21 protein-coding genes and 2 pseudogenes are annotated in these 26,397 nt (G+C 42.7%); 11 read left to right on the top strand and 12 right to left on the bottom strand.

All coding sequences use genetic code 11. The features are described 5' to 3' along the window. Nucleotides 1-251: 251 nt before the first annotated feature. The 3 genes from ACTTJF_RS03530 to ACTTJF_RS03520 all read left to right on the top strand — a co-directional run bounded on the left by ACTTJF_RS03530 (nt 252) and on the right by ACTTJF_RS03520 (nt 4,042). The gene (locus ACTTJF_RS03530) at nt 252-2,624 is read left to right on the top strand and encodes a DUF7494 domain-containing protein (RefSeq protein WP_442550790.1); all 2,373 of its coding nucleotides are present in this window, start codon (nt 252-254) and stop codon (nt 2,622-2,624) included. A gap of 336 nt (nt 2,625-2,960) precedes the next feature. Further along, a complete protein-coding gene (locus ACTTJF_RS03525) occupies nt 2,961-3,539 on the top strand; it encodes a hypothetical protein (RefSeq protein ID WP_442550789.1) in 579 nt (192 codons plus the stop codon). Between the two features lie 125 nt (nt 3,540-3,664). Then, nucleotides 3,665-4,042, top strand: coding sequence for a hypothetical protein (locus ACTTJF_RS03520; protein WP_442550788.1), 378 nt, complete (start codon nt 3,665-3,667; stop codon nt 4,040-4,042). A 334-nt stretch (nt 4,043-4,376) separates the two neighbouring features. Here the strand turns inward: ACTTJF_RS03520 and ACTTJF_RS03515 are convergent, their stop codons facing one another. The 4 genes from ACTTJF_RS03515 to alaS form a co-directional block, all read right to left on the bottom strand. Then, nucleotides 4,377-6,302: a transglycosylase domain-containing protein gene (locus ACTTJF_RS03515; protein WP_442550787.1), complete on the bottom strand. Its 1,926-nt coding sequence runs from the start codon at nt 6,300-6,302 to the stop codon at nt 4,377-4,379. Beyond that, nucleotides 6,299-6,844 carry a septum formation inhibitor Maf gene (maf, locus tag ACTTJF_RS03510; RefSeq protein WP_442550786.1) on the bottom strand — a complete coding sequence of 182 codons (546 nt, stop codon included), beginning with the start codon at nt 6,842-6,844 and terminating at the stop codon, nt 6,299-6,301. The genes ACTTJF_RS03515 and maf overlap by 4 nt, the downstream gene beginning before the upstream one ends. Then, entirely contained in the window at nt 6,844-7,338 is a 495-nt protein-coding gene (locus ACTTJF_RS03505; RefSeq protein ID WP_314181116.1) for a 3-isopropylmalate dehydratase, read from the bottom strand. Before ACTTJF_RS03505 ends, maf begins: the two co-directional genes overlap by 1 nt. A 264-nt stretch (nt 7,339-7,602) precedes the next feature. Beyond that, complete coding sequence (alaS, locus tag ACTTJF_RS03500) at nt 7,603-10,152, bottom strand: alanine--tRNA ligase (RefSeq protein ID WP_442550785.1); 2,550 nt, start codon at nt 10,150-10,152, stop codon at nt 7,603-7,605. Between the two features lie 179 nt (nt 10,153-10,331). Here alaS and ACTTJF_RS03495 point away from each other — a divergent pair, with 179 nt between their 5' ends. The 3 genes from ACTTJF_RS03495 to ACTTJF_RS03485 are packed head-to-tail and all read left to right on the top strand — an operon-like array spanning nt 10,332 to nt 12,617. Then, nucleotides 10,332-11,192: a hypothetical protein gene (locus ACTTJF_RS03495; protein WP_442550784.1), complete on the top strand. Its 861-nt coding sequence runs from the start codon at nt 10,332-10,334 to the stop codon at nt 11,190-11,192. Beyond that, complete coding sequence (hemH, locus tag ACTTJF_RS03490) at nt 11,189-12,121, top strand: ferrochelatase (RefSeq protein ID WP_442550783.1); 933 nt, start codon at nt 11,189-11,191, stop codon at nt 12,119-12,121. Before ACTTJF_RS03495 ends, hemH begins: the two co-directional genes overlap by 4 nt. Before the next feature lie 40 nt (nt 12,122-12,161). Continuing rightward, the gene (locus tag ACTTJF_RS03485) at nt 12,162-12,617 is read left to right on the top strand and encodes a response regulator (RefSeq protein ID WP_442550782.1); all 456 of its coding nucleotides are present in this window, start codon (nt 12,162-12,164) and stop codon (nt 12,615-12,617) included. 438 nt (nt 12,618-13,055) lie between these two features. Here the strand turns inward: ACTTJF_RS03485 and hpf are convergent, their stop codons facing one another. The 6 genes from hpf to fliW are packed head-to-tail and all read right to left on the bottom strand — an operon-like array spanning nt 13,056 to nt 20,007. Next, entirely contained in the window at nt 13,056-13,592 is a 537-nt protein-coding gene (gene hpf / locus ACTTJF_RS03480; RefSeq protein ID WP_298085306.1) for a ribosome hibernation-promoting factor, HPF/YfiA family, read from the bottom strand. Between the two features lie 43 nt (nt 13,593-13,635). Then, on the bottom strand, nt 13,636-14,109 hold the full coding sequence (locus ACTTJF_RS03475; protein ID WP_298085307.1) for a hypothetical protein: 474 nt from the start codon (nt 14,107-14,109) through the stop codon (nt 13,636-13,638). Further along, complete coding sequence (locus ACTTJF_RS03470) at nt 14,085-15,002, bottom strand: type II secretion system protein (RefSeq protein ID WP_442550781.1); 918 nt, start codon at nt 15,000-15,002, stop codon at nt 14,085-14,087. Before ACTTJF_RS03470 ends, ACTTJF_RS03475 begins: the two co-directional genes overlap by 25 nt. Continuing rightward, a complete protein-coding gene (locus tag ACTTJF_RS03465; protein WP_442550780.1) occupies nt 15,002-15,634 on the bottom strand; it encodes a type IV pilus modification PilV family protein in 633 nt (210 codons plus the stop codon). Before ACTTJF_RS03465 ends, ACTTJF_RS03470 begins: the two co-directional genes overlap by 1 nt. After that, on the bottom strand, nt 15,631-19,590 hold the full coding sequence (locus tag ACTTJF_RS03460; protein ID WP_442550779.1) for a hypothetical protein: 3,960 nt from the start codon (nt 19,588-19,590) through the stop codon (nt 15,631-15,633). The genes ACTTJF_RS03465 and ACTTJF_RS03460 overlap by 4 nt, the downstream gene beginning before the upstream one ends. A 33-nt stretch (nt 19,591-19,623) precedes the next feature. Then, entirely contained in the window at nt 19,624-20,007 is a 384-nt protein-coding gene (fliW, locus tag ACTTJF_RS03455) for a flagellar assembly protein FliW (RefSeq protein WP_442550809.1), read from the bottom strand. A gap of 150 nt (nt 20,008-20,157) precedes the next feature. Here fliW and ACTTJF_RS03450 point away from each other — a divergent pair, with 150 nt between their 5' ends. The 4 genes from ACTTJF_RS03450 to ACTTJF_RS03435 all read left to right on the top strand — a co-directional run bounded on the left by ACTTJF_RS03450 (nt 20,158) and on the right by ACTTJF_RS03435 (nt 24,023). Then, on the top strand, nt 20,158-20,805 hold the full coding sequence (locus ACTTJF_RS03450; RefSeq protein WP_314070573.1) for an outer membrane protein assembly factor BamD: 648 nt from the start codon (nt 20,158-20,160) through the stop codon (nt 20,803-20,805). Nucleotides 20,806-20,814: 9 nt separating this feature from the next. After that, nucleotides 20,815-23,238 (top strand): endopeptidase La, encoded by a 2,424-nt coding sequence (gene lon, locus ACTTJF_RS03445; protein ID WP_442550778.1) that lies wholly within the window; start codon nt 20,815-20,817, stop codon nt 23,236-23,238. 127 nt (nt 23,239-23,365) lie between these two features. After that, a complete protein-coding gene (locus tag ACTTJF_RS03440; protein ID WP_442550777.1) occupies nt 23,366-23,599 on the top strand; it encodes a hypothetical protein in 234 nt (77 codons plus the stop codon). 10 nt (nt 23,600-23,609) lie between these two features. Continuing rightward, the gene (locus tag ACTTJF_RS03435) at nt 23,610-24,023 is read left to right on the top strand and encodes a porphobilinogen deaminase (RefSeq protein WP_442550776.1); all 414 of its coding nucleotides are present in this window, start codon (nt 23,610-23,612) and stop codon (nt 24,021-24,023) included. Nucleotides 24,024-24,600: 577 nt separating this feature from the next. Here the strand turns inward: ACTTJF_RS03435 and ACTTJF_RS03430 are convergent. Next, nucleotides 24,601-24,699, bottom strand: a pseudogene (locus ACTTJF_RS03430) (S16 family serine protease); the annotation flags it as partial. 509 nt (nt 24,700-25,208) lie between these two features. On the opposite strand from ACTTJF_RS03430, the pseudogene ACTTJF_RS03425 reads away from it, so the two are divergent. After that, nucleotides 25,209-25,374: pseudogene (locus ACTTJF_RS03425) on the top strand (IS1595 family transposase); the annotation flags it as partial. A gap of 760 nt (nt 25,375-26,134) precedes the next feature. On the opposite strand, the gene rpsR reads toward ACTTJF_RS03425, so the two are convergent. Further along, entirely contained in the window at nt 26,135-26,395 is a 261-nt protein-coding gene (gene rpsR / locus ACTTJF_RS03420) for a 30S ribosomal protein S18 (protein ID WP_002946417.1), read from the bottom strand. Nucleotides 26,396-26,397: the final 2 nt, after the last annotated feature.

Here is a 26,397-nt window from a genome sequence, read left to right as displayed (position 1 = left end):
AATTTAATCCCAAAAGCCGGGCTTGCTACGTCAAATTTGACATAGCAGGCGGAGCTTTTTGACGTTAGACGGACAAATTTACCCGCAACCGCGCTACTTCAAAATCCAAATTTTCCCTCTATGCCAAAGTTAAATTTAGGCTAAATAAAATTTTATCCAAATGCGCGAAATTTAGTAAAAAAAATCGCCTCAAAAGCGCGTTATATTCGCTTTTATAGCGCTTTTTAAACGAAAAAGGGTATAATGGTCGCATGAGAAAATATTTTTTACTTTTTTTACCGATTTTGGCGTTTTCTTTTAGCCTGAGCGTAAATTCGGGCGCAGAGGACGGCAGGCCCTACACCGTGATAAACATCAGCGACGAGAAGGGGCTCGTTTGTAAAGAGGAGATCCTCGCCTACGACCGCAAGCTTTATTTTTGCGATCTTCCTGGCGGCGCGTTGCCGAAGGTTGAGGATAAAATTTTAGCCCTGGCTGAAGTGAGATTTCGCGAGGAAAAGGGCGGCATGCGCGTCTATGTCGTGCCGCGCGCGAGCTCGCGTTTGATCTCATCTAGCGAGCCTCTTTACGGCGCGTCCGCCGTGCCGTTTAGTAAAAACGGCGGCGCAGCCAAACGCCACGCTATCGTGATAGATCAAAATTTAAGCGAATTTAAAAAACAAGCAAACTCGGGGATAAATTTCGCCCCGATATTTGAGCAGATGACCGCGCCTAGCGTCGGGCCGCTCGATCTAAACAAGGCCCCGATAGAAAGCGGCGATAGCAACGACATAAACATGTACCTAGACGTCAAAAAAAGCTACGACGCCAAGCGTTACGACGATACGATAGCTACGATTCAGACGGCGCTGCGCCGATATCCAAACAGCATCTTTGCTAGCGAGTTTTTGCTCTATAGACTGCGCGCTTTGGATAAAATTTTAGACTCGCAAAATAGCTTCGAAGGTCTTGGCGCAGCGGATGTCGCAAGCGAGGGGCGCGCGTGGATGAGGCGGTTCGTGTCGGACGAAAACTACCCCGAGGTGCTCTATCTCGTGACCAAAGCCTACCTCAGGCAGGAGCTCGTTAGCGACGCGAACTACACGCTAGACATCCTCATGAACGAGCATCCAAACTCAAATTTTACCAAGCTAGCTGTACTTGAGTTTGCCGATAGGCTCTACGTCACGGGCAGACAGGACGAGGCCGTGAGGATGTACGAGGACGTGCTGTACTCGGCGCAGACGCTAGACGTCGCTAGCCGCGCGGCTCTGAGCCTCGTGCAGGGTAGTATCGACAAGGCGAAATTCGACCGCGCTAAGGATTTTATGCTCAAAATTTTAAACAAAAACCAAGAATACCTGCTAAACGATGCGTCCAAGCTAATGACGCTGGCGGGGGTATTCCACGAGAAAAAGATGGACGATATCGCCGCGAGAATTTATGAAATTTTACTCGCCCGCTTAAATAAAAACGACAATGATTACGAAACCGTGCTAAAAAATCTAGGCATCGCACTAACAGGCACGCCCGACACGCAAAAAGCCTATGACTACCTAAAAAGATACCAAAACGAGTTTGCGGACGGGCAGTATGCCGCCATCGTGCAAAATGCGCTCGATAAGCTATTTTTCGCCAGAAACGACGAGAGCAACGCAACTAAACTACACGAGCACTACGACGCGCTTATGGGTAAATACGGAAAAACCGACGTCGGCGCCAAGGCTCTAAAAGAGCAAGTCGCGCTCTATCTAAAAGAGCGTAAATTTGACTCCGTCCTGCGCTATACCCAGGCCGTGCGCGATCTAAACGATACGGACGCTAGCGCCGTCTTGGATCAGGCGGCGCTAAATTTAGCGAGTGAAGCCATCCGTCAAAACGACTGCGCCGCGGCGGTAAATTTGACCGAAAACTACGGCGTAGGCGATAAAATCGGGGCTAAATTTAAGCTCTTTGACTGCTATATGCGCCTATCGCGCTTCGCCGCCGCGCACGAGCTCGCCTCGCAAAATATCTCGACGCCCGATATGCTCGACCGCGTGGAGTGGCTCATCAAACTAGCCTCCGTGTTGATAAAGACGGAGAAGTATAACGACGCCTTGCGCGTGGCTGACGAGGCTCTGGCTATCGCGTCTAGGCAGGAGTATGCCGACGTCTCGCCCGTGCTTTTTTATAGATTTGAGGCGCTGATGGGGCTAGGCAGGCTCACCGACGCCGCCGCGACGATAACGGCCGTCGAGACGCTACGCAAAAACGACTTTAAGGTCATCGAACTCTACGACCGCATGGCTGAGGCGACGTACGGCGCGAACGACTTTTTAAACGCGTCGGTTTACGCCAAAAAGGCGATCGACCTGCAAAAACGCCTGCATATCGCCACATTTAGCCCGAAAATCGACTTTGAGTACATCGGCTCGCTAAGCAAGCTGGATAAACTAGGCGAGGCTCTAGATGCCGCGCAAGAACTCGTAGATACGCGTCTAGATCCCGAAAACAGGCTACGTGCGCTAGCTCAGATCTCGGAAGTCTACATCAAGCTAAAACGCGAAAGCGAAGCAAAGCCGTACCTGCAGGAGTGCGTCGGCTCAAATCTGCAAAGCTCGTGGAAGGCTATCTGCGCCGAGCAGATGAAGCTCGTGGAGTAATTTATCCTCTTTAGCTTTTGAAACCAGCTCAAATTTAGCCGGGAAGCTCGGGTTAAATTTTGGTTTGATCGCCGTACTTTTGGCTTTGTGCCGGGCCTAGGCTCGTGCGCGGTGCGGCGCTATCTTTTTATCCGCAGATATTTTACGGCAAACGGGTTAAATTTAAAGCTGTTTGATGTTAAATTTTACTCTCCTTGCCTAAATTTGCCAAGCAGCGGCAGTCCTAAAAAAATGCGGCTACGCCTTTGCAACCAAATTTAAGCCTGAAATTTAGGAGCTTTGCTGCGCTAAATTCGATATAATTTCTAAAATTAGCGCTTTTAAAAGGAGCTGGCCGTGAACGTAAAATTTCAAGCCGAGATGAAAGAGCTGGACGAGAAATTTGCCGCTATCCCTAAGGATGAAAAAAGGCGGTATGATAGGCATAGGTTTATCAGACGAGCGACTATGACGTACTGGTCGTCGACGTTTGTCGTTTTTTATCTTTTTACGATATTGGCGTCTTGTTTGGAGTCGTTTTTCATAAGTAACGACATAGAATTGCCGCCTGAAGTTTTTAGCTATATTCGGGGCGCTGTGATGATAGTTGCGCCTATTTTCTGGACGTTTTATGTTTTAAGGCGAGATCAAACCAAGCGATACAGCTATCTTTTCGTTAGGGATCAGTGGGATAGTTTTCTAGCCTTTAGGATAGAAAATTTTGCCAGCATAGTTTTGATTTTGTACCCGATTTTACTTATTATCGGGTCGTTTTTCGTGAAGGATAGCGGCGGCGAATACGGCGTTTATGCGTTTTTATACGGCCTTGTCGTAGCTCCGATTTGCTTGCTTGTTTTTGCCGTATGCTACTCTCGCAACAAAAGCTCATACGAACCGGCACCCGAAGATGCAGATCTCGCAGGGGGTCCGGTCTAGCTCAAAGCGCGAAATCAGTAGAGGAAAGACTCGGCGAGCTGAACGACCTGGACGCAGAATTTGATCAAATACCTTGGCATCTAAAAAACCGTTACGACGTGCATAGGCTTATCAGGCGCGCTAGTATGGCGTTTATCGGATTTACGCTCATGGTTTCGTGGTTTGCGAGCTTTATAGGAAACATATTAGGAGTTGCATACCTTGCCGTGGTACTGATTTTGCCGTATATTTTCACGAAAATTTACCTAAAAAGCCACCCTGCGAAAAAGTACAGCAAATTTTTCATAAAAAATCAGCGACTTTGCTTGATGATTTTTACGGTTGAAAATTTAGCTAGCATTGCTTTGATCTTGTATCCGCTTGTGCTCATAATAGCAGCTCTGATCGCTAGAAATGACGAAAAGACGATGAGCTTGCTTTTGAGCGGCTCAAACGTATTGTCGGCTTGTCTGGCATGCTATCTGTTTAACCGAAGTACGTATATCCCGAAAGACGAAGCGTAATTTTTTAAATTTGAGTGGCGTTTGATGTGGGTTTTGTGCTCGGCACGGCGGCAAATTTGGACGGTTTTGTAAATTTAGCTCGTTTAAATTTGACTTCAAATTTTATTGCGTCTTTGATTTTGGATTTGCGGGCAAGTTTAAATTTTACGAGAGTAAAATGAGCAAGCAAATTTAAAAGCGCTTTTAAAATTGGATTTTAACCGTCCGAGATCAAATTTGATCGTAAATTTGAAGTAAAAGTAAAAGCGATTTTGCAAATGGGTTCAAATTTGACGAAGCGGCGGCTAAATTTAAGCAGTAAATCGCTCAAATTTGGCCGGCCTTTTGGGTAAATTTAAAAAATCAGTCCCTCGTCGTCTTGTTTTATCAGCGTATCTTGCGCGTCTTGTTTCGGTACCGGCGAGATCTTCGTATAGACCTCGATCAAGCCCTCGTACGCAGTGTGAAAGACGCCCTCCGGCTCGATAAAGGTTTTTTGTTTTAGCGGGTACTCCTTCATATAGCTTTCCATAAATTTCTTAAACACAGGAGCCGCCGTGCGTCCGCCGCCCTCGACCTTTCTCATCGGCGTATTATCGTCGTTGCCGTACCACACGACTACCTCGACTTCGGGCGTAAATCCGCAAAACCACGCGTCGATGTTATTGTTTGTCGTGCCGGTCTTACCTGCGACCTGCACGCCGTTTAGCCTGGCGCTTTGTCCCGTGCCGCGCTCCACGACCGTTTTCATCATATCGGTCATCAGGTATGCCTGCTCGGGCTCGGTGACGAACGTCCGCTCAGGCTCAAAGACCGCTTCTAAATTTTGATAGTTTATGATGCGTTTTATCAGGCTTGGCTCCACTATCTCGCCGCCGTTTGGAAACATCGAGTAAAATTTAGCAAACTCCAATGGCGAGATGCCAAAGCTACCAAGCGCGATGGATAGGTTTTTAGGTATATTTTTAAAGCCCATTTCGGTTAGTTTTTTATACGCCGTATCAAGCCCGATCTCGTCGAGTAAGTTTATCGTGGCGAGGTTGCGCGACTGACGCAAGGCCTCTCGTAGAGTGATATAGCCCTGGAAGCCGCCGCTATAGTTTTTCGGACGCCACTCGTACTGGCTGCCTTCGTTAAAGACTCTTGAAATGTCGGCAGCCTTACTCATCGGCGAGTAGCCCATGTCTAGGGCGATCTGGTAGATAAAGGGCTTAAAGCTAGAGCCCGGCTGGCGGGTGCTCTGCGTGGCGCGGTTGTAGCTACTTTTGGCGTAGTCCACGCCGCCGACTAGCGCGAGCACCTCGCCCGTCTTTGGAAGGGTGACGACGATAGCACCGTTTAGGATGCTGGCGTTTGCGTCTTTGTTTCGTTTTAGGATCTCGTTATGGCCGTATTTGAGCGCCTCGGAGGCCATTTGTTGCACTTTTAGATCGACGTTGGTTTCGATGACGTAGCCGCCAGTTTTGATATCCTCAAAGCGCTTTGAGGCCTCTTTTAGCGCCTCGTCCACGATATACGGGGCTTTGTTTTGCGTGAGAGTATCGTCAAAGACTACGGGCTGCTCGACTAGCGCGGCTTTGTACTCGGCGTCGCTGATCCAGCCTAGCGCGTTCATCCTTGAGATTACGTTGTTTGCGCGGCTTAGCGAGAGGTCTAGGTGGCGAGTCGGGTCGTATGTGCTAGGGGCTTTTGGCAGTCCTACCAGGATCGCGATCTCTTTTAGCGTGAGCTCGTTGAGCTCCTTTCTAAAGTACCCCTTGGCCGCGGTCTTGATGCCGTGGTAGCCGTGTCCGAGATAGACGTGGTTTAGGTAGCGCTCTAGGATTTGTTCTTTGCTTAGCTCGTTTTCTATTTTCATCGAGATGATCATCTCTTTGACCTTACGAGTTAGCTTTTTCTCTCTAGTTAGCACCATGTTTTTAACGAGCTGTTGCGTGAGCGTACTCGCGCCCTCTACTAGTTTGCCTGCTTTTATGTCCTTGACGATAGCTCGCGTGATGGCCTCTGGATTTACGCCGCCGTGCTCGAAAAAGCTCGTATCCTCGATCGCTACCAGCGCCTCGATGACGCGCGGCGGGATGTCCTCGTACTTTACGTAGATCCTGTTTTCGTCAAAGATATTTGCGATGAGCTCGCCGTTTCTATCGTAAATTTGAGTCGTGAGCTTTGGCTTAAAATCGATGATATTTGACGCGTCAAAAGTGACTTGCGAGTAAAGATAAACAAATGCCGCGCTCAGCGAAACAAAGATAAAAAACAAAATCGAAGCTAAAATTCTCATAAAAAGGCCTTTAAAATTTTCACGTTTAGCCCCATTGTGGTGCTAGTTTCGCCGTTTTGGCTTAGGATGTATTTTTTGTTGAAATTTTCTATCGTCATGGCTCCGGCCTTGCCCTGCCATAGATCGCCAGATAGGTAGTTTTGTAGGTCGGCTTCGTCAAATTTAGCAAATTTATACTCCGCAAAGCTGACGTTAAAAAGCTCGAATTTCTCGCCTAAAAATATCATCGCGGTTACGATCCTAGCGGTGCTACCGCTTTGCATTTTTAGCATTTTAAGAGCTTCTTTTCCGTCTTTTGCTTTACCTAAAATTTTACCGTCGCATACGACGACGCTATCGGCGAAAACGACGTTTTTTGCGCCGTCGTTTGCTTTTAAAAACTGCTCTTTTTTTGCCGCTACGATCTTTTGAACGTAGACGTGCGGCGGTAAATTTTTATCTACGCCGCTCTCGTCGTAGTCGAAGAAAACCTGCTCAAATTTAACGCCGTGATCTTGCAAAACCTTAGCTCTAGTAACCGAGCTCGAAGCCAAAATAATCATCAAAACTCCCTGTAAGATACGCCCAAATACGCAGCCAGCAGCGCAAACGCGACGTTTAGCGGGATGAAATAATAAATCGTAACTATAAGGTTTTCGTGAAGCTCGACGTATTCGCTATTTTGCAGGGATTTTGCGGCTTTGTTTAGGCGGTAGGTGACGTAAATGACGTTTAGGAACAAAAACCCCCAGATCGCCCATTTCGTCGTTAAAATCGTATTTAGCATCGGATCGGCGTTTTTGATCGCGTTTTGCTTGGCTAGTATCGCGCCGGTTACGCCCATTACTGCGATCGAGCCGTAGATCGCGTAGCCCAGGCGCTTTAGCATGGAGATTATCGTTTGGTATTTTTGCGTGTCGCCTTCGATATTTTTCATAAAAAATTTAGCGATGAGTAAAAAATTTGCTTGAAATCCGATAAAAACGACTACGGAGAGGATGTGGATAAAGGGCAGGGCGTTGCTAATCTTTGCAAAAGCTATGTTAAATTCGGGCATTTGTTCCCTTTGATCTTAAATTTTCTCGCGCTAAAGTTACTTGGACGGCGGTAAAATTTGACGCCAAAACGCGCGAATAAAATAAACTCATAAACTTATATTTTCCTTTAAATTTTATCTCGGCTCGCAAAACGAAAATTTCTAAATTTGCCTTGCGGCGTCAAATTTGATCTTGCCGCAACCGGCTCAAATTCGCTTTAAAATTTCACGCCGCAAAACCGTGGTCAAATTTAAGCGATTTTTTTAAATTTGACCGACGCAAGCTTATTTTTCTAACTTGATTTTAGCAAACTCTAACGCCTGCCTAACCGCATCCTCGATCGCTAGTACGTTTTTACCGCCCGCGGTTGCGAAATCATCCTTGCCGCCGCCGTTTCCGCCTAAAATTTGCGCCGTAAATTTGACCCATTCGCCCGCTTTCAAAGCCGCATTTTTCACGCCGGCAGCCAGAGCGATTTTGCCATCTTCGTTTACTTGCACGAGCAGGATTGCCGCCTTTTCGTTTTCATTTTTAAACTCGTCTATAGTGGCTTTTATGTCGCCGCCGTCAAGCACCGCAACGCAAAGCTTTGTCTCGTTTACGTTCACTACCGCCAGCGCGTGCGCGTCTTTGGCTTGCTTGGTTTTTTCTTTTAGGCTTTTTATCTCGGCTTTTAGTTTTTTTACCGCATTCATCGGCTCGGCGCTTTTTAGCTCGGTTTTTAGCTCCTCGATCTCGCCGCGCCAGGCTTTTGCTAGATTTAGCGCGGCTTTAGAGCACACGGCCTCGATCCTGCGCACGCCCGCGCTCACGCCGCCTTCTTTGGTGATGAAAAACGCACCGATTTGGCTTAAATTTGCCACGTGCGTACCGCCGCAAAGCTCCTTGCTAACCTCGCCGAAGCTTAGCACGCGTACTTTATCGGCGTATTTTTCGCCAAAAAGAGCGATCGCGCCGCTGTTTTTAGCGTCCTCGATATCCATTATCTCCGTTTTTGCTTCTATATTTTCGCTAATCGCGGCATTGACGAAATTTTCAATCTTTGTTAGCTCCTCTGCCGTCACTGCCTTTGGATGCGAGAAGTCAAACCTGAGTCTGTTTGCCTCGACGCTAGATCCGGCCTGCGCGATATGCGTTCCTAGCACGCTTCTAAGCGCAGAGTGGAGCAGGTGCGTGGCGCTGTGATGGCGCGCGATCTCGGCTCTTTGCTCGCTTACTTTTAGCTTCACGGTATCGCCGATTTTAAGCTCTTTTTTAACCGCGACGTTTGATAAATTTAGTCCGAAAAACTTCTGCGTATCTAGCACGTCGGCAGCACCAGCGATCTCGCCGCTATCGCCCGCTTGTCCGCCGCTTTGCGCGTAAAAAGGCGTCACGTCAAACATCGCCCAGCCTTGCTCGCCCGCTTTTAAAATTTGCGTTTCTTTAAAGTCCTCGTCAAGCAGCGCTAAAACCTTGCTAGTGCGCTCAAGCTCCTCGTAGCCGCTAAATTTATTTTCGCCGAATTTCTCTAAAAGCGCCTTAAAATCGCCCTTCGCGCTCTTGTCGCCACTACCTTTCCAAGCAGCCTTAGCGCGCGCTTTTTGCTCGCTCATTAGCTCGTCAAATTTAGCTTCGTCTACTTTGAGTCCTTTTTCGCGTAGCATGTCGGCCGTTAGATCTAGCGGGAAGCCGAACGTATCGTAAAGCTTAAACGCAGCCTCGCCGCTAAAAATATCTTTCGTGCGCGCTAGCTCACTCTCAAAAAGCTCTAGTCCGCTTGCTATCGTGGCTAAAAATCTCTCTTCTTCGAGCCTTATTTGCTCTTTTACCGCCGCTTTTTTCTCGTTTAGGTAGGCGTAGTGGCCACCCATTAGCTCGCAGACTTTATCGACCAGGCGGTACATAAACGGCTCTTTTATACCTAGCAGATATCCGTGCCTGATCGCGCGGCGAAGGATACGGCGAAGCACGTAACCACGGCCTTCTTTATCAAACGTAGTGCCTTGGGCTAGCAGGAAAGTCACCGATCGGATGTGATCGCTGATGACGCGGTAGCTAGCGCCGCTCTCGTAAGCGTAGGGTTTACCGCAAAGCTTTGCGACTTCTTCGATAAGAGGCATAAAAAGCGAGCTGTCGTAGTTGCTAAATTTACCTTCCATTATAGCCGTGACGCGCTCAAGGCCCATGCCCGTGTCGATGCTCGGTTTTGGTAGCGGAGTTAGTTTGCCGTCGCTGCTGCGCTCGTACTGCATGAAAACCAGGTTCCAAATTTCAAGGAATCTATCGCCATCGCCGCCCATGTAGTCCTCAGGCGTATTAAAGTGCTCGCCGCCTTGGTCGTAGAAAATCTCACTGCACGGTCCGCACGGCCCCGTATCGCCCATCTGCCAGAAGTTATCGTGATCGCCGAATCTATAAATGCGCTCCTTTGTGATGTGCTGCTCCCATAGCGCAAACGCCTCGTCGTCGCTCTCGTGAACGGTGACGTAGAGGCGGTCTTTTGGTAGTTTTAGCACCTGCGTGACGAACTCCCACGCATACGCGATCGCGTCACGTTTAAAGTATTCGCCGAAGCTAAAGTTGCCCAGCATCTCAAAAAACGTGTGGTGGCGCGCGGTGTAGCCGACGTTGTCTAGGTCGTTATGCTTGCCGCCTGCGCGGATGCAGGTCTGACAGCTCGTGCGGATCGGCGGGGTAGGGCGCGGCACTTCGCCGGTGAAAATGCTCTTAAACGGCACCATACCCGCGTTTGTAAAAAGTAGCGTAGCGTCGTTTGGCACTAGCGGCGCTGACGGGATGATCTCATGACCTTTGCTTGCGAAAAAATTTAAATAAGCCTCTCTAATATCCATCGTTTTATTCCTGATTAAAGTTTTAAAATAGGGCTGATTTTAGCATAAATTTAATAAAACTTGTTTGAGGCCCGCTATAAAAAGGCGTCGGTAAACTTTAAAAATCGCTCGCATTATCCGTTTAATTACTATTTTTGACTATAATCGCCTAAAAAACATTAAATTTTGGAAAAAAGATTATGAAAAAACGAGTTGCGATAATAGGATTTGGAAACGACGCGAAGCACTACTATAACGAGCTTCGTCGCTCCGAACACTTCGAGCTGGCGGCGGTTTTTGACGGCGTGCAAAATAGCGAAATTTGCGGACGGATTCCTGTTTACGATAATATAAACGACCTTTTGGAGTCGGTGCGTATCGACGCCCTCATCGTTACCGACACGCACAAATATCTAAATTTGATACCTAAATGCTTAAATTTTATAAAATTTATCATGCTTGATCCTTGGCTTTGCAAATCAGGCGAGATAAGGGAGCTAAAATACTGTTTCAAATCCCAAAATATCAGCGCTTATATGGCTTTTATCGATAGGTTTAATCCCGTAATCGCCTCGGTAAAAAAAGAGCTTGCCAAAGAAAAAGAAATTTTTTCGATAAATATCGCTCGCGGCTTTAATAAAGGCGTAAATTTGCAGCTTGAAATTTTACAAAACATCGACGTTGCAAGGTTTATAACGGGTAGCGAGATAATATTTAGCAATAAAGTTTCAATCCAAAACGACGATAAAAGAAGTGAAACCGACTCTCTTTTTCAGCTTAAATTTAAAAACCAGACTCTAGCTAGTATCCATAACTCAAAGCGTTTTAAAGCGGAGCGGTTTACGATCGAATTTGCCGCGAGCGGTGGAGTTTATTTCGGCGATATGCTGGGTCTTAAGCTAAACAAATATACGGCCGACGGACAGCAAAATTTGAAAGTTTACAGCGACATTTCACCGGTTAAAGCGATGCTTGACGAGTTTTATCAGGCCTGCTACGGCGCAAAAAGCGATCTAAGCACGCTCGAAGACGCCCTAAAGGCTCAGGAGATTTGCGAATGAGACTTATTTTGCTACTAAATATGGGCGGACCGAACGACCTTAGCGAGGTTGGGGTTTTTTTAAAAAATATGTTTAACGACCCGTATATCTTGGGGATAAAAAGCCCGATTTTGCGTAAATTCGTGGCGTTTATGATAACTAGCTCGCGCCTAAAAGCCGCGCAAAATAACTACCGCCAAATCGGCGGCAAGTCGCCTATATGCGAGCTTACGGCAAGACTTTGCGGAAAAATTTCGCATTTTTTAGACGATGATACGGCGGTAGCCTTTGCGATGAACTACACGCCGCCTTTTGCGAAAGACGTTTTGGCCGAGTTTACGGAGGCCTCTGAGATCGTCGTTTTCCCGCTATACCCGCATCACTCGTTTACGACCGTATCGTCTAGTATAAGCGACTTTGAAAAGGCACGTGCCGAGCTAAATTTAAAGGCGAAAGTAAAAATCGTCGAGCCGTTTTTCGAGGATGAGAGATATAACGAGATTATAGTAGACGGCATCGAAAAAAGCGCGCGCGATCTAAATGCAGATGAAATAACGCTGGTGTTTTCAGCGCACTCTTTGCCGCAAAAGATGATCGATGCGGGCGATATCTATGAGGAGCACGTCAAGCGTCACGTTCAAATTTTAACCGAAATTTTGGAGAAGCGAGGAGTTAAATTTAAGCAAATTTTGCTCGCATACCAGTCGAAGTTAGGCCCTGTAAAATGGCTCGAACCATCGCTAAATCAGGCATTAGCCGAGATAAAAGACAAAAAAGCGCTCGTTTATCCGATCTCCTTTTGTATCGACAACTCCGAAACCGTTTTTGAGCTGTCAAATGAATTTCGCCATATCGCGGACGAGCTAAAATTTGATTTTTACGACGTCGTAGCCTGCCCAAACGACGATGATAAATTTGCTAAATTTATCGCAGATAGAGCTAAGGAATAAAATTTGCTTGCGATAATGTATCTTTTATAAAGGATGCGAAATGACGATCGAAGAGCAAAAATTTATCCAAAAGATTTTGGCCGAGCTTGCGCAAAAAGCTGTAGAAAAGAGCGCAAAAGCGGCAAAAGAGGGCGACTTTGAACAGGAGCTCAAAAAAGCTACCGTGCAGGTAAAAACCTCTAAAGAGCCTGACGTGGAGGGATTTAAAAGGACTCTTACCGAGCTTGGTGCGGCTGGGTTTTTATCGCAGATGAACGAACAAAAAATACAGGAAAAACTAAGGGTCAAAAAAGAGGAGCTGATGGAGGCTCTAGGACTAAATACTGATATGAAAAAAAGCCTAAGAGATGAGCTTGAAGCCGTACTGGACGATCTTTTGATCAAATATGAAAAAGAGCTGCGAGCTAGTTTGCAAAGCAACTCCTTGCTAGAAAAACAGCAAGCCTTGCAAAATAAAAATCCGTCGATGTTAAGTACGGTTTTAGGTATCGTGTAAATTTGGCGTAGTTTCAAGTCGCGGCGAGTCGGCGTAAAATTTGAATTTAATTAAGAATCAAAGCCTTAAAAACTCGCCGAGATTAAATCGGCAATATATTAAAATTTGCGTTATTTAAGCGTATTCATCCATGATAAAAAGTAAAATTTTAGATAATTTTACAAACTAGCCTTTAAAAACAAAGTATCCAAAATTTATTTTATTGCGAATTATTAAATTTAAAAATATCTTTCAAATTTTGATCGTGCTTAAAAATCTTCCGCTAAAAGCGGTTTTCCTGTGTTATGTAAATTTCTTTATCGTTGGTAGTTTTTGAAATTTGAGATTGGCAATTTTATATTTATTTCATTTCGGCAACAAGAATGATTGAATTTTGATTGGTATCTTTGTGGATTTAAAAAGTGAGGAGGCGAGAGGTTGTCTCGCCTAAATTTTTGGTTAATAAAGTCCGAATTTACCGTCAGAGCGTTTGTAGATCACGCGCATTTTGGCATCCATATCGTTAAATACGTAAAACTGCGCATCGCTATCTTTTAGCTTTTGCATAGCTTCTTCGATTTCTAGCGGCTTGTATAACTCAAGCTCCATAGGGATTATCTCATCTACTTCGCCCTCGTTTATATGGTGTTCGTCGGCGATCGCAGCTCTAACAGCTTTGCCGTCGTCTTTATTTTTGACGGTTGTGTTTTTGTCGTGCTCGCGGCGAAGCACCTTTGATGCGCGCTCAAGCGCAAGATCGACCGCAGCGTAGAGATCTTTGTCTTTGTGACAGATTACTATTGTGTCTTTTCTTGCTAAATTTATTGCAAATTCGACTGTAAAGCCCTTTTTACCGTTTTTTTCATCTGCCGAGATGACGCAACGTCCTGAAATGATGTCTAGATTATATTTTCCAAGAGCATCAAATGCATTCTCTACATAACCTTTTATAGAGTCTGTTAGTTCAAATTGTTTACCTACAATGCTTGTGTTCATTATATGGCTCCTTTATTAGAAATGTGCCATATTATAGCACATATTAGAGCTTTTGGATAGTGCGCCTATGAAATCTAACAGGAGTGTTTGTGATATTTTGATTTGCTACTACCGTAACATCAAGTATTACCGTACCCATTGATGCACCTGTGGATATGGCAGTACCGCAACCATTAATGTTGCCAAAAATTTGGACTACATCGACGGTAACCGCAAATAAAGATGCGCCGCCTCCATCTGGTGTAAAATTTGTACCCACAATTCTTCTATTGCCGTTAGAATCAGGGCAGTTTGCCGCACTAAAAGTCATGCCTAGTAAATTTTGTACCGCTATCTCTGTCGCGCCTTGCGCCAAAAGTTCTGCCTGCTCTCTTAAAAATATGTCTGTAGTGTGTTTTGCGGTAGCGGAAGATAGGCTAAGCGCAAATGCACCAAGGGTGGCTACTAAAACCATAAAAAATATTGCCATAACCATTACAAATCCGCGTCTCATTAGTATATAGCCTTTGTTTTGCATACGGTAGTTTCCTCTTCGCCATTACCAAGCGATCTGCCGGCATCTCTCATACATAATTTTAGCACTATCATACCATCTACTTCTGTAAAGTTAAATCTGGTAACATTTGTAGCAAGAATAGCTATTCTGGTATTGGCATCATTGTATCGTTCTCCTATCCAAGGACGATAATCGTAGTGCAAAAATAGATCAAAATCACCATTTGCAGAATTTGCGGAAGGAACTACTGCGTATGCGGTATGGAGAAGATAGTAAAATTCTGATATATCCGCTCCATTGTAATTAGATATAGCTAAATTGGTATTACTATCGGTGCTCGTGGCTATTCCTATGGATCGAGGAATAGTGTTGTCATATCCAAATGACGTATTTACGTTTGCACCAAGACCTCTGAAGAAAATTCCGACTGTATTATTGCTTAAATTTGCTCTGCTTATGGCGGCATCAATCCTAGTAAGATCGGATATTGTTTGATTGGCAGATGCAAGATTGCTTCCCGGGGTTTCTAGTGTTCCTGTGTCAGCTCCTGTTCTAGTTGTATTGGGATGATTTAGGTCTATAAAACCGCTCCATCCTCCATTCTGAAAACTTTCATAACTATAGCTTACCCATTCTAGTATTGTATATGTATTATTTAGCCCAGAATCTTGCGTTGAAACAAATAAAGGGGCGGTGGCAGTTCTTCTGCCTATTGTTGATTCTTTTATACGAAACATTAGTCTTTTAGAAATTTGCTCTAAAACTATCTCCGTTTGGGTCTCAAGAGTATTTATGGCTCTGCTTTGCAAATAACTTCTATATATATTTAGAATTATATCGGTTCCAATTAATGATAAAATTCCAGTTATAGCAATGACCACTATAAGCTCAAGAAGCGTAAAGGCCTTTTTCATTACCATGTTCTCGTTTGTATGAGCGGACTATCGCCAATATTTGCCGAATAGGCTCTGAGGGTTATAGTAGTTGCAGGATTTGTTTGAGCTCGCGTAGTTATGGTGATATTTTTTATATCTACATCGGCTGCTCCTGTCATGTCGCGATCATTAACACTTGTTTGCATTGTAGCGCTTATTATCATATCTCTGGTGTATTGTGGTGCAGCGCCAGCCCCTCCTCCTTCTACAATACCTGCAGTGTTTATTTTTAAGCTTAGTTCTTCTCCGTCAAAGTGTCTTATGTCTACTGCTTCATTGGGGTCACAAGGCGTATCTCTTGCTATACTAGGGTTAGGGTATACTCTTCTATATGCTGGAGGAATTCCATTCCTTTCATAAAAAGTTTGAGCACCTGTAAATCCAAAAATAGGCGTACGAATATTTGAAACAGGGTTGCCTCTACAATTCCAGGGAGCTTTTAATACAAGAGCTAATCTAGTTTTTGTATCCATTACGCTTTGCTGAATAATTGCCGATGTATTATTACGTGAATTTTGCATAACGATTGTGGGGATAGATAAAAATACTACACCCATTACTACTATAGATAATATTAGCTCGATTATAGAAAAGCCACGTCTTGTTATCACCACTCCAACCTTTTGTTTGTTTTATTTGATGTTCCAAGGGTTTCCCCGCCTATGACAGAACCGACTCCGTCATCTTTCCCTTGTTTATTTGGTGCTTTTCCGCCCCAACTTATATTACTTGTAAAGGTTACCAAAAAGTCATTTGTAGTAGCGCTTGGATCCGCTGCATTAAATAGCAGCCATGATGGTACATGCATCTTTATGAGATCAGTGCCTGGAACAGTGCTTTGCATTCTTATGTTTTCTATACCGTTTGCTACAGGGGTATTTACGCTTACTGTTGTGGTTGCCGAGTTTGGAGCATATAGTGTAACTTGTCCCATATTGGCAGTATGTACTATATTTACAAACCACTTATCATTATTAGGAAGTGGCTGTGTAGAACCAATGGCTGTATAGTTGGTGGTATTGCAATCGTTGCAATACACTCCATAAAACACATCGCCGTTAAATCCGGACATGCGACCTGTATAGTGAGGCGCATAAGTTCTTCCATAGTAAAACAGAGCTTCTGTTTCATTTGCGGCATCTGGTTTTTTGTAGGTTGCTCCCGCTACCGAGTCCGCATCACTTATATTTTTAAATTCAAAAAATTTACTATTTACGGCAAAAGGGTTTCTGGGTGCAGTAATATTTTTATCAAAATTAAACCTCACTTCTCCGCTTGCAATTGCTGTGGCATCACTAAAGGCTGTATTTAATATTTGATATTGACCAGCACCATCAGTGCCTGTTGTTGTTTTTTTAATGTCTAAATTAGTTGTATCGTCAAAAAACAAAAGATCGTTTCTTAATTGGGCTATATCTGTTATATTATTTCCATTATTATCTATTGTGTATTCAGGTATTAACTGGTCTATATCTAGTGTAAAATTTACATTTTTAGCATAACAATTTTTTGTATATAGTCTAGCTGTGCTTCTTGCTGCATCGTCAATTCTTGCTTGAGCATTAAACAATACTTCAGCATACATTCCTGGATCGCTTGAAGTATACGTCATATTGTTTGCAAAATTTGAAACGGTTACATTGTCTATTAATATATCATTAGGCAAGAAAGTAAAGTCAAAAGTCGATTTAATATCACAACCTATTTTTCCTTCCGTGTTCGGTGTGGTGGAATCGCTGCCAGCTATACAATCACCGGAGGCTCGGTCTACAAGCGTAAAAGATGAGTCTTGTAGTGTAAGTTTTGCAGGGCCTATATCTGGGTAAGAGAAATTGATTGCACCGGATTTATAAAAATTTGCTTTTCCCATATTAAAATCAGCGCTTATTTTGTGACCTGCTATTTCTGATAATACACTCGAGCTTATGTTATCTTTGCATATTTCACTTGGAGTTGATTCAAATTGAACTATATCTAACGCAGGATCCTTTCCTGGTGCTATTTCAGTAGATTTGGTTTCTAAAATTCTAGTATATCCAGTGGCTATACTATTGTTATTAAATACTGCTACAGCTCCTTTTTCGGCATAGTTTCTTCCTCCTATTAAATTTTGTAAATCAGAATCACTTAAAAAGCTGCCAGACGAAGTGTTGTACATCATAAATTTCTCGGGCCTTATAGAGAATCTGTCTGAAATACAGTTTACTATAGGTTTCTTTTTAGGCGGTGCAGTAGGGTTTTGAGGATCTATAACGGGATCTTGAGCCGGATCTATATAGGATAATCTAAATGTCAATGATGGATAAGCATTATTTATCAATAGCTTATCTTTTGGTATCTCTATAATCCCTGTACTCTTGTCAAATCTCAGACCTTCTATTTTAGGTATTATGGATCCTCCACTACAATTCTCAACTACCTCAACGCTTACATCCAAATTCTCGGATGGGCCTTTAGGGGTTTCGTTGTTTTTTAAGTTTTCGTCCATATAGACGATCTTTGTACTAAATCCTTTTCCTGCAAGCTGAGTATAAAGGTTTTCTGAATCACCTTTTTTGGCGAAATTATGATTGACCGCCTTAAATCCGGCTATATTAAAAATAGACAAGAAATAATCTTTCTTTTCGCATTTTTTTATAATTATTCCATCATTATATTTTAGATTTAATGCTTCGTTGGAGAATGTGGCTTTATAAGTACTCTCTTTAAAATTTTCATTTAATGATATATCATATTGAATAAAAGCACTGTCTGTAGGATTAAGTCTACCACCGTTTCCACTGTCGGCGCCTTGTCCTACATTAACTTTAATACCATTTGTAATCTTTTTTTGAAGATCTTTATTGTCTTTGTTATGAGAGCCGAGTATGAAATTGGAGTTTCCTGCATTATACTTATGAATATATGTGCTATTGTCTTTATATGTTCCGCTTGTTGGATCTATATTTGCAATTATTGATAGCTTTTCTACTCTTTCATTTGTTTTGTTTTTTATGCTAAGCTGAACTCTTAAAATATCATCCTTTTTTAAAACAGTTTTTGTTCCATTGATTGTGCTGACTTCTTTAAAGGTCGCATTGTTATCGTTTTTTCTTTTATAAAGTAGCTTTTCTTCATAGCAAACATTTGGTACATATAAGTCTGTAGAAAATGCCACTAGCCCAACTGTAGCTTCATCTCCCATTGAAGAGCCGCCGTTTGTAACAACTTTTGCACTCAATTTAGCGTAGGCATTTGTTTGGCCATGGCTCATTAACTCAGAAATATCATATATATCCAAATCCATACTTGCGTTGTATATCTTGTTTGGATTCATATGTTTGTTAAATCTAGCAATAGTACTATTAAACTGAGAGCCTTTTGGGTTTATTGAATCTGTGCCGGAAACAAATACTGAATTATTATCAGAGTATTGGTCGGTTTTGTTTTTTTTCAGCTGGATATCTTCAGCTAATACCTCTTTTGCTGCACCAAACGATAAAATTGTTAAAGATGCATCAAATTTGCCGCTTATTGGAGTATAAAAATCTTTAAATTCCATTTCTGTACTAGCATCGCCATATAGAGGGGTTAAGGGTTTTATACCGTCATATATATTGATACCTTTTGGTTTCATATTATGATTTTCTGTGGTTCCAAAATCATAAACTATAACCAAAGCCCATCCTCCATAGGTAGGGGAGGCCACATTTCTATACCATACTCCGTCTAAAGGATCACTTGGATTATATAGCGACACAAAGCCTGGAACACGCGGCGGAGTCCCATCAAAAACTTTTATATCTCCTGCGCTAAAGGTTCTTCCTGACGATGTTGTGCCTAATGCTTTTTTAACTATATCTGTTACATCATAGCTTGCTTGATATTGAAATCTAAAGCCTAAATTGGTAAGCGAGCCAAACCATTTCGTATCTTTTTCTAAGGCTTGTAGGGTTTTATAACTCATACCTCCGGTACTATTAGGATACCCAAATTTTATCTGATTAAATCCTTTGATATTTTTAAAGTATTCTTTTATGGTGTTTTCGTAGCTATTTTGCTCTTTCGACCACCTTTGTACTATACTTGCTCCCCAGTATAGTCTGGCAAATATTATTTTTTCTCCGGTTATTTTTTTATCTATACTAGCCCCTGCTTGATCTTTTCTATCAGAGAAGTTAAAAGTAGCTTTTGAGGAATTTGTTCCATATGACCCATCTTCTTTTTCAAACTCTACTGTTGTTATTGATGTGTTTTCTGTTGGATTATATCTCGGATCTCGTGGTTGATAGTTATAGTAAGTTCCTTGTGCGCTATTGCCTTTGGTTTTAACTATTGAAGCTCCGATAGTCTCTATATCTCCATAGATTACTTTTTTTTCAGATCTTTTTCCTCCAATTATCTCATCTATCGTTCTTTTTGTTAATGTTTTTTCTTCGTTATTGTCTATATAGCCATGTCGACCAATACCGGTATTTGTAATAGTTGTAATATCGTGACTAAATCCATCTTGGTCTTTGTGTGTTCCAGCAAATAGAGAGCTGCTTAATGCAAACAAAGCAATTAGAACAATTTCTAACTTTTTCATTTTATATCCTTTTGTTTGGAGAAAGGCAGAATTTTATTGTTGTATAAAATCTGAAATTTTCTCGGCTTGTTTATAGTTTGGATAGTTATGCACATCTAAAACCACCTGAGATAATGTCATATTTGTCATATTGCAAACGATAGGAGCGATGAAATTTACCGTTGACGTCTCGATCGGGGTACTAACGACCATGATATTGTAAATTCTTAGTTCGCTTTGATCGTTTATATCCATTAGCTCCTGATAGTACGTCGGTATATCAAATTCGTAATTTCTCAAGGCGTACGGGTTTATCGCGGTAAAAGACGTCTCGTCGTCCTTGCTTTGAAGCTTTACGAAAAATTGATCTAGCTCTTTTAGTTCGTAACTTTTGATATGCTCAAAGCCTAAAATCGGACTTTTGACTTGAAAAACCATATACATCTCCTTAATTATACATTTACCTTATTACGCGAATTGTACCTAAATTTTTCTATTTTTAAGCATAAATAAAACAAAAATTTACCAAAAAGCAACAAAAACAATGGTAAAATAGCCCATTTAAAAAATTTAAATTTAAGGGAACGTATGAAAAATTTGATCAAATTTTTATCTGCGGTATTTTTTGTTTGTTTAATCGGAGGTTGTGCCGACAAATACACGGAGCTTTATAATTTAACGCCGGATCAGTGGTACTCCGAGATCATCGGCGATATCAAAAATCGCGACCTAGAAAGCGCCGACAAACACTATACGGCGATGTCTAGCGAGCACGTAGCTAGCCCGCTTTTGGAGCAAATGCTACTAATCCTAGCCCAAGCTCACGCTAACGACGAAGAGTATTTGATGGCGAATTTTTACCTAGACGAATACCTTAAAAGATACGGCGATAGCGGTCCTAGGAGCGAATTTGCGCAGTATCTAAAGATAAAGGCGAATTTTGACTCATTCTCGCAACCCAATCGCAACCAAAAGCTAATGCAAGACAGCATCGCCGAGATAGAAAAATTTCTCTACATCTACCCAAACACGCAGTATCGCCCGCTGATCGAAACTATGCTGGTTAAATTTAAGCTCGCGATCTACAACCTAGACATGCAGATAGCAGATCTTTATGAGCGTACCGGCAGGGACGAGTCGGCGCAAATTTATAAAGAAAAGGTGCAAGCTTCGCCGCTAAACGACGCAAATATCGTGCTTCCGCAGCTTCCTTGGTATAGAAAAATGTTTGAATAGGAGCTAAATTTGCAAATTTACGAATCAAAAATGTTCCCAACGCAGCTACCTGTCATCGTGGAGGACGAGTTATTTTTATATCCTTTTATGATCACGCCGCTTTTTTTGAGCGACGAGGAAAATATCGAAGCGCTAAATTTGGCCCTCGAGTCGCAAAGCCCAATCCTGGTCGTACCGACGAAAGCGCAAAACGAAGGCGCGCGAGAATTTGACTCCATCTATGACGCCGGCGTCATTGGCACCGTGATGAGGCGAGTGCCGCTACCGGACGGCAGAGTAAAAATTTTATTTCAAGGCACGAGCAAAGGCCGTATAGTCTCAAAAGTATCCTCAAAGCCATTGCAAGCCGTCGTAGACGTACTGCACGAAAAAAGACCCGAAAACACCAAAAGCGACGCGCTACTAACCGTGCTTCGCGAAAAGGTGCGCGATCTAGCCGCGCTTAGCCACTTTTTCCCGCCTGATCTTTTAAAAACGATAGAAGAGAGCGCCGAGCCTAGCCGAGTTTGTGATCTCATCTTAAGCTCGCTAAGGCTAAAGAAAAAAACGGCGTACGAGTTTTTTATCGAGGAAAATTTGGAGCAAAAGCTACTCAAGCTCATAGACTACGTTATCGAAGAGATCGAGGCAAACAAGCTCCAGCGCGAGATAAAAAACAAAGTCCACTCAAGGATCGACAAGGTAAATAAGGAGTATTTTCTAAAAGAGCAGCTAAAGCAGATCCAGCAAGAGCTAGGCTCTGATACGAGCCGCGAAGAGGAGATCGAGGAGTACCGCAAGAAGCTGGAAGCTAAGAAAAAATTTATGGGCGAGGACGCGTATAAGGAGATAAAAAAGCAAATCGACAAACTATCGCGCATGCATCCCGACTCCGCTGACGCCAACACGACGCAAAGCTACCTCGACTGGGTCGTGGAAGTGCCGTTTGAAAACCTGGCAAACAAAAAGCTAAGCGTGCAAGAGGTTGCAAAGCAGCTAAACGCCGATCACTACGGGCTTGAAAGACCAAAAGATAGGATAGAGGAGTATTTTGCTCTGCGTGAGCTTTTACAGCTGCGAGGTGTCGCAGGCAAGGTAAACAACGGCGCGATATTGTGCTTTGCGGGGCCTCCAGGAGTTGGTAAAACAAGCCTAGCAAACTCTATCGCAAAGGCGCTAAAACGCGAGCTAGTGCGCGTGGCGCTGGGCGGTCTTGAGGATGTAAACGAGCTGCGTGGACACCGCCGTACATATATCGGTGCGATGCCGGGGCGTATCGTGCAGGGGCTCATCGAAGCAAAACAGATGAATCCCGTCATCGTGCTAGACGAGATCGACAAAGTCGGCAGGAGCTTTCGCGGCGACCCGACGGCGGTGCTACTAGAGATCCTAGACCCTGAGCAAAATAACAAATTTAGGGATTATTATTTAAATTTTAATATCGACCTGAGCAAGGTCGTTTTCGTTGCGACGGCAAACGACGTGAGCGCCATACCGCCCGCACTGCGCGATAGGATGGAGTTTATCGAGCTTAGCTCCTACACCCCGCAGGAAAAATTTGAGATAGCGAAAAAATATCTAATCCCCCAAGAGCTCAAAAAGCACGGACTAAAGCCGAACGAAGTGACTCTGGGTAAAGACGTGCTAAGCCTCATCATCTCGGACTACACGCGAGAAAGCGGGGTGCGAAATCTACGCCGCCGCCTAGCAGATATCTTTAGAAAAGCGGCAAAAAGACTACTCGAGGGCGAAGCGCAAAAGATAACCGTGACGATTAAAAATTTGAACGAGTTTTTAGAAAAGAAGGTCTTTGAGATCGAGCATGCTGATAAAAAGCCACAGATCGGTCAAGTAAATGGGCTAGCATGGACGAGCGTGGGCGGCGACGTGCTAAAGATCGAAGCTATACGCATACAAGGAAAGGGCGGCCTGCAGATCACAGGCTCTTTGGGCGACGTGATGAAAGAGAGTGCGTATATCGCGTTTAGCCTCGTTAAGGTGCTGATCGACGCTAGAAAGATAAAAGTGCCTACTAAAATCATCCCGAGCCTGCCTGACGACGTCAAAGACGGCGTGAAAAAAGAGCCGAGCCCTAGCGAAGTATATCGTCGATATGATCTGCATATCCACGTGCCGGAGGGTGCCACGCCAAAAGACGGTCCGAGTGCCGGTATCACGATGGTAACGGCGATCGCCTCGATCCTAACGGATACCAAAGTGCGAAGCGACGTGGCGATGACCGGCGAGATCACGCTCAGCGGCCGCGTGCTGCCTATCGGCGGACTAAAAGAAAAGCTCATAGCCGCGCACAAGGCCGGCATCAAAACCGCTCTGATACCGCGCAAAAACTATGAACGAGACCTGGGTGATATCCCGCAAGACGTCAAAAACGATATGCAAATCATCCCTGTGGACGTCATCGAAGATGTGCTAAAAAACGCGCTTATCTTGTAAGGTCGATATTAAAGTCGGTTAGCGCCGGCTTTAATGCTACTTAAATTTTTATCAAAGTAATTTTATTGTTTTCAAAGCTGTTAAAATATAATATTATGATATCAATTATCTATATTAGGAGGAGAACTTGAAAAATATTATTTTGGTACTGCTTGCAGTTTTTGCGCTAGTTTCTATTGGTTACGCTAGCACAAAAAAAGCAAATAGCAAAGAAATGAGACCGGCGTGCATAAATGCGCGTAGCGAAGAAGGTGAATATGAGCTTTGCTTTGGTATGTGTGCCCACTTGTTAGGCAAAGATAAATTTTCTCAAGGCATACCCTTTAATGTATGCATGAGTAGATGTTTAAATGGGTGCTAAAGGAGTAAATATGGCATTGGAGTATATAGATATTTGTCTCGGTGAGGCGCTAGAACGGCTTGATGAAGCGGGCGGTGAGCTTGTCAAATATAAAAATGAAATTCAAAAAGATGAAAAAGTTGAGGTCAAAGAGCTTTTAAACGCAGTTACAAACAGTATAGTAGAGCTATGGAGAGCTAGAGAAATTTTATACGAGAGAAAACCCGATTTAAAGCAAAATTTTAAAAAAGAATTTGATAAGAACCCGCAAAAATACGAAGAACTAAGCGAAATTTCACAAACAGCGCAAAGGCTAGAAAAAGATGGCAAATTTAAAAAGGCGAGCGAAATTTATGAAAAGCTTTTAGAAGTATCGGATTTAAGCCATTTTGTATTAGTCGCACAAGCCGGGCTTTATAGATGTAAAAAGCAAAGGTCTAGCTAAAATAGCCGGATCAAAATAAATTACATGCCCTCGAAAGGATTAGTTACTACGTCGTCACGATCGACTAAATTTGGCCTTGCTTGCGAGGCTAAATTTTCTACTCAAATACGCTTAATTTGACTCGCATAAAATTTCTTTTTAAAAATTGAATACAAGGATTGGAGCAAATTCGGCCAAATTTATGAATTTACGATTTTTTAAAATTAACCGATTTTCGTATTAAAATTTACGAGGTTTGGCATCGGTGAAGTTTAAAGTATTTTTAAAAATCACGGGTATAAACTTGGTCAAATTTATCGAAAAATTGCATCGCAAAATCAACTTAAATTTTTAACTCTGAAATAAAATTTATAACAGAACAGGGCAAATTTATAATACAAAGGCAAATTTTAGCGCGCGGTTTTGATGTGCAAATTCGACTACTAATTTTGCTCCGGCGGTCTTGTAAATTCAGGCGAATGCACTTAATAGTCGGCCAAAATTTACGGGCTGCTCGCAAAACCGCGTGAATTTACGCGGGTGCTGCCGTCAATTTTTTGCGAAAAGCTGGTATTTTTTTGTTTTATAAATAGGTGCCGAGAGTGATCTCGCCCGTCATCGCCACGTTGCTTCGAATCTTGGTGTCCGTTGGTATCGAGGCGATCGCCGTTACCATCGTGATGCCCGCGCTCGACCCGCCCTAAAGTCGCGTAAATTTATGGCTCGGCCGATGCAACTTAGGAAAATTTGATATTGCCGCCGACGCTTATACTGCTTTATGGAGCTTTATTTGCAGATGAGATAGTTGTCTTTGCGCCTTTTATCGCTAGGTCTAGGCGTTTTTGTCGAAATGTCTTTTTGAAAATTTGTAAAAATACGGCGACAACTTTGCTTTTATCGAGTTTTGCTTTTTGGAAAAATGTCTCTATCGAGCGTAAGATACGTGCTTTTATATCTTGATTTTGTATTTTATCTTTTTAAAAAGACTGAAAAATACTAAATTTTAAAAAATTTACGATATAAAAAGCGGGCGCCCTATACAAATACGACTTGAGCTCTAAATTTTGGCCTGATTTTAAAACAAAGGCCCCCCTTAACTTAAGCTCAAGTAAAAAAGGAGGAGGGTATTAAGTTACGATAAAAACTATGTTCTTGTAAGTAACGAGCATAGCAAATTTAAAAAACAAGCATATAGTCCGTTTTTAGATTTTAGAGTCTAAATTTAGAGAGATTTTAAAGTATTTCGCAGAGGATATAGAAGCATCAAAGATATTAAATTTAACTAAAATTTCAGAAGTAACACTATGTAAAATCTTTAGAGAAATAAGAATTCTTATGTCTAAAGAGTGCGAAAATAAGTAAATTTAGCGGTTAAATTTACAGATTGCAAGCTCGTCTAGAAAACTTCGCTTTATATAAACCTGCTTGCAGCACCGCTTCGCTTGTTTTAAAATAGATGAAAGCTTACTTTAAAGCCAAGAGTAAGATTGGGCTTGATAGCTTACTAAGTATTTAGATTACTCAAGGGCTTATAACTGTTTAGTCGATTATGCAAATTTAGCTCATTACAGAGTAAAACACTCAAAGAATAAATTTTAACTACGTTATGCTCGCTATTTTACAAGACGCTATAAGAAAACTTTTGGCTGCGACTTATGTTGTCACCGCTTTTTAAAAAGCTACGAGCATAGCAAAGTAGAGCAGATGGGAATACGGCTAAACACAGATTATCTAAATTTAAAAGGATCTTCTCAAGTGTAGCGACGGTAGCGATCTTAGGAAAGCTAAAAAAAGAGAATTTCTTGCTACGCCTAAAGGAATGCGTTCGATCTGCGTTACTGCATTTAAGACGCAGCTACGAGCTAGAGTTTGGGCGAAACACCAAAACTACACAGAAAAACTTATATCAAAATCTCTTAAAATTAATAAGAGGCCTTAAAGGTAGTAACGCAAGTCGTAGCTAAAAGTCTGCTTGGTTTAATTGAGTCAAATAAAAATAGCCGCAATTTATTTACGCGTATTTCGAAAAATTGAATTGATACAAAATAACACATAAAAATATAAGTAAATTTGATTTAAAATTTTGAATTAAAAAAGAGAAAGCAAGCCCTTAAAATAGGGCTTGGGTAAAATTATAGTCCCTCAAAAGGATTGGTTACTACGTCGTCGCGATCGACTACGTAAGGTATCAAAGCTGCCTGGCGAGCGCGTTTGATAGCCTTTTCGACCATCTCTTGGTATTTTTTAGACGTTCCTGTTAGGCGTCTTGGCATGATTTTAAATCTCTCCGACAAGCAGTACTTCAAAAGCGAAGTATCCTTGTAGTCGATAAAATCTATCTTTGCCTCTGTAAATTTGCAGTATTTGCGTGAATATTTTCTTTTTTCAGCCATCG

This window comes from Campylobacter sp. (assembly GCF_052170435.1).
Lineage (GTDB): Bacteria > Campylobacterota > Campylobacteria > Campylobacterales > Campylobacteraceae > Campylobacter_A.
The sequence above is the reverse complement of the archived record's forward strand: the minus strand, read 5'-3'. Positions and strand labels throughout refer to the sequence as shown.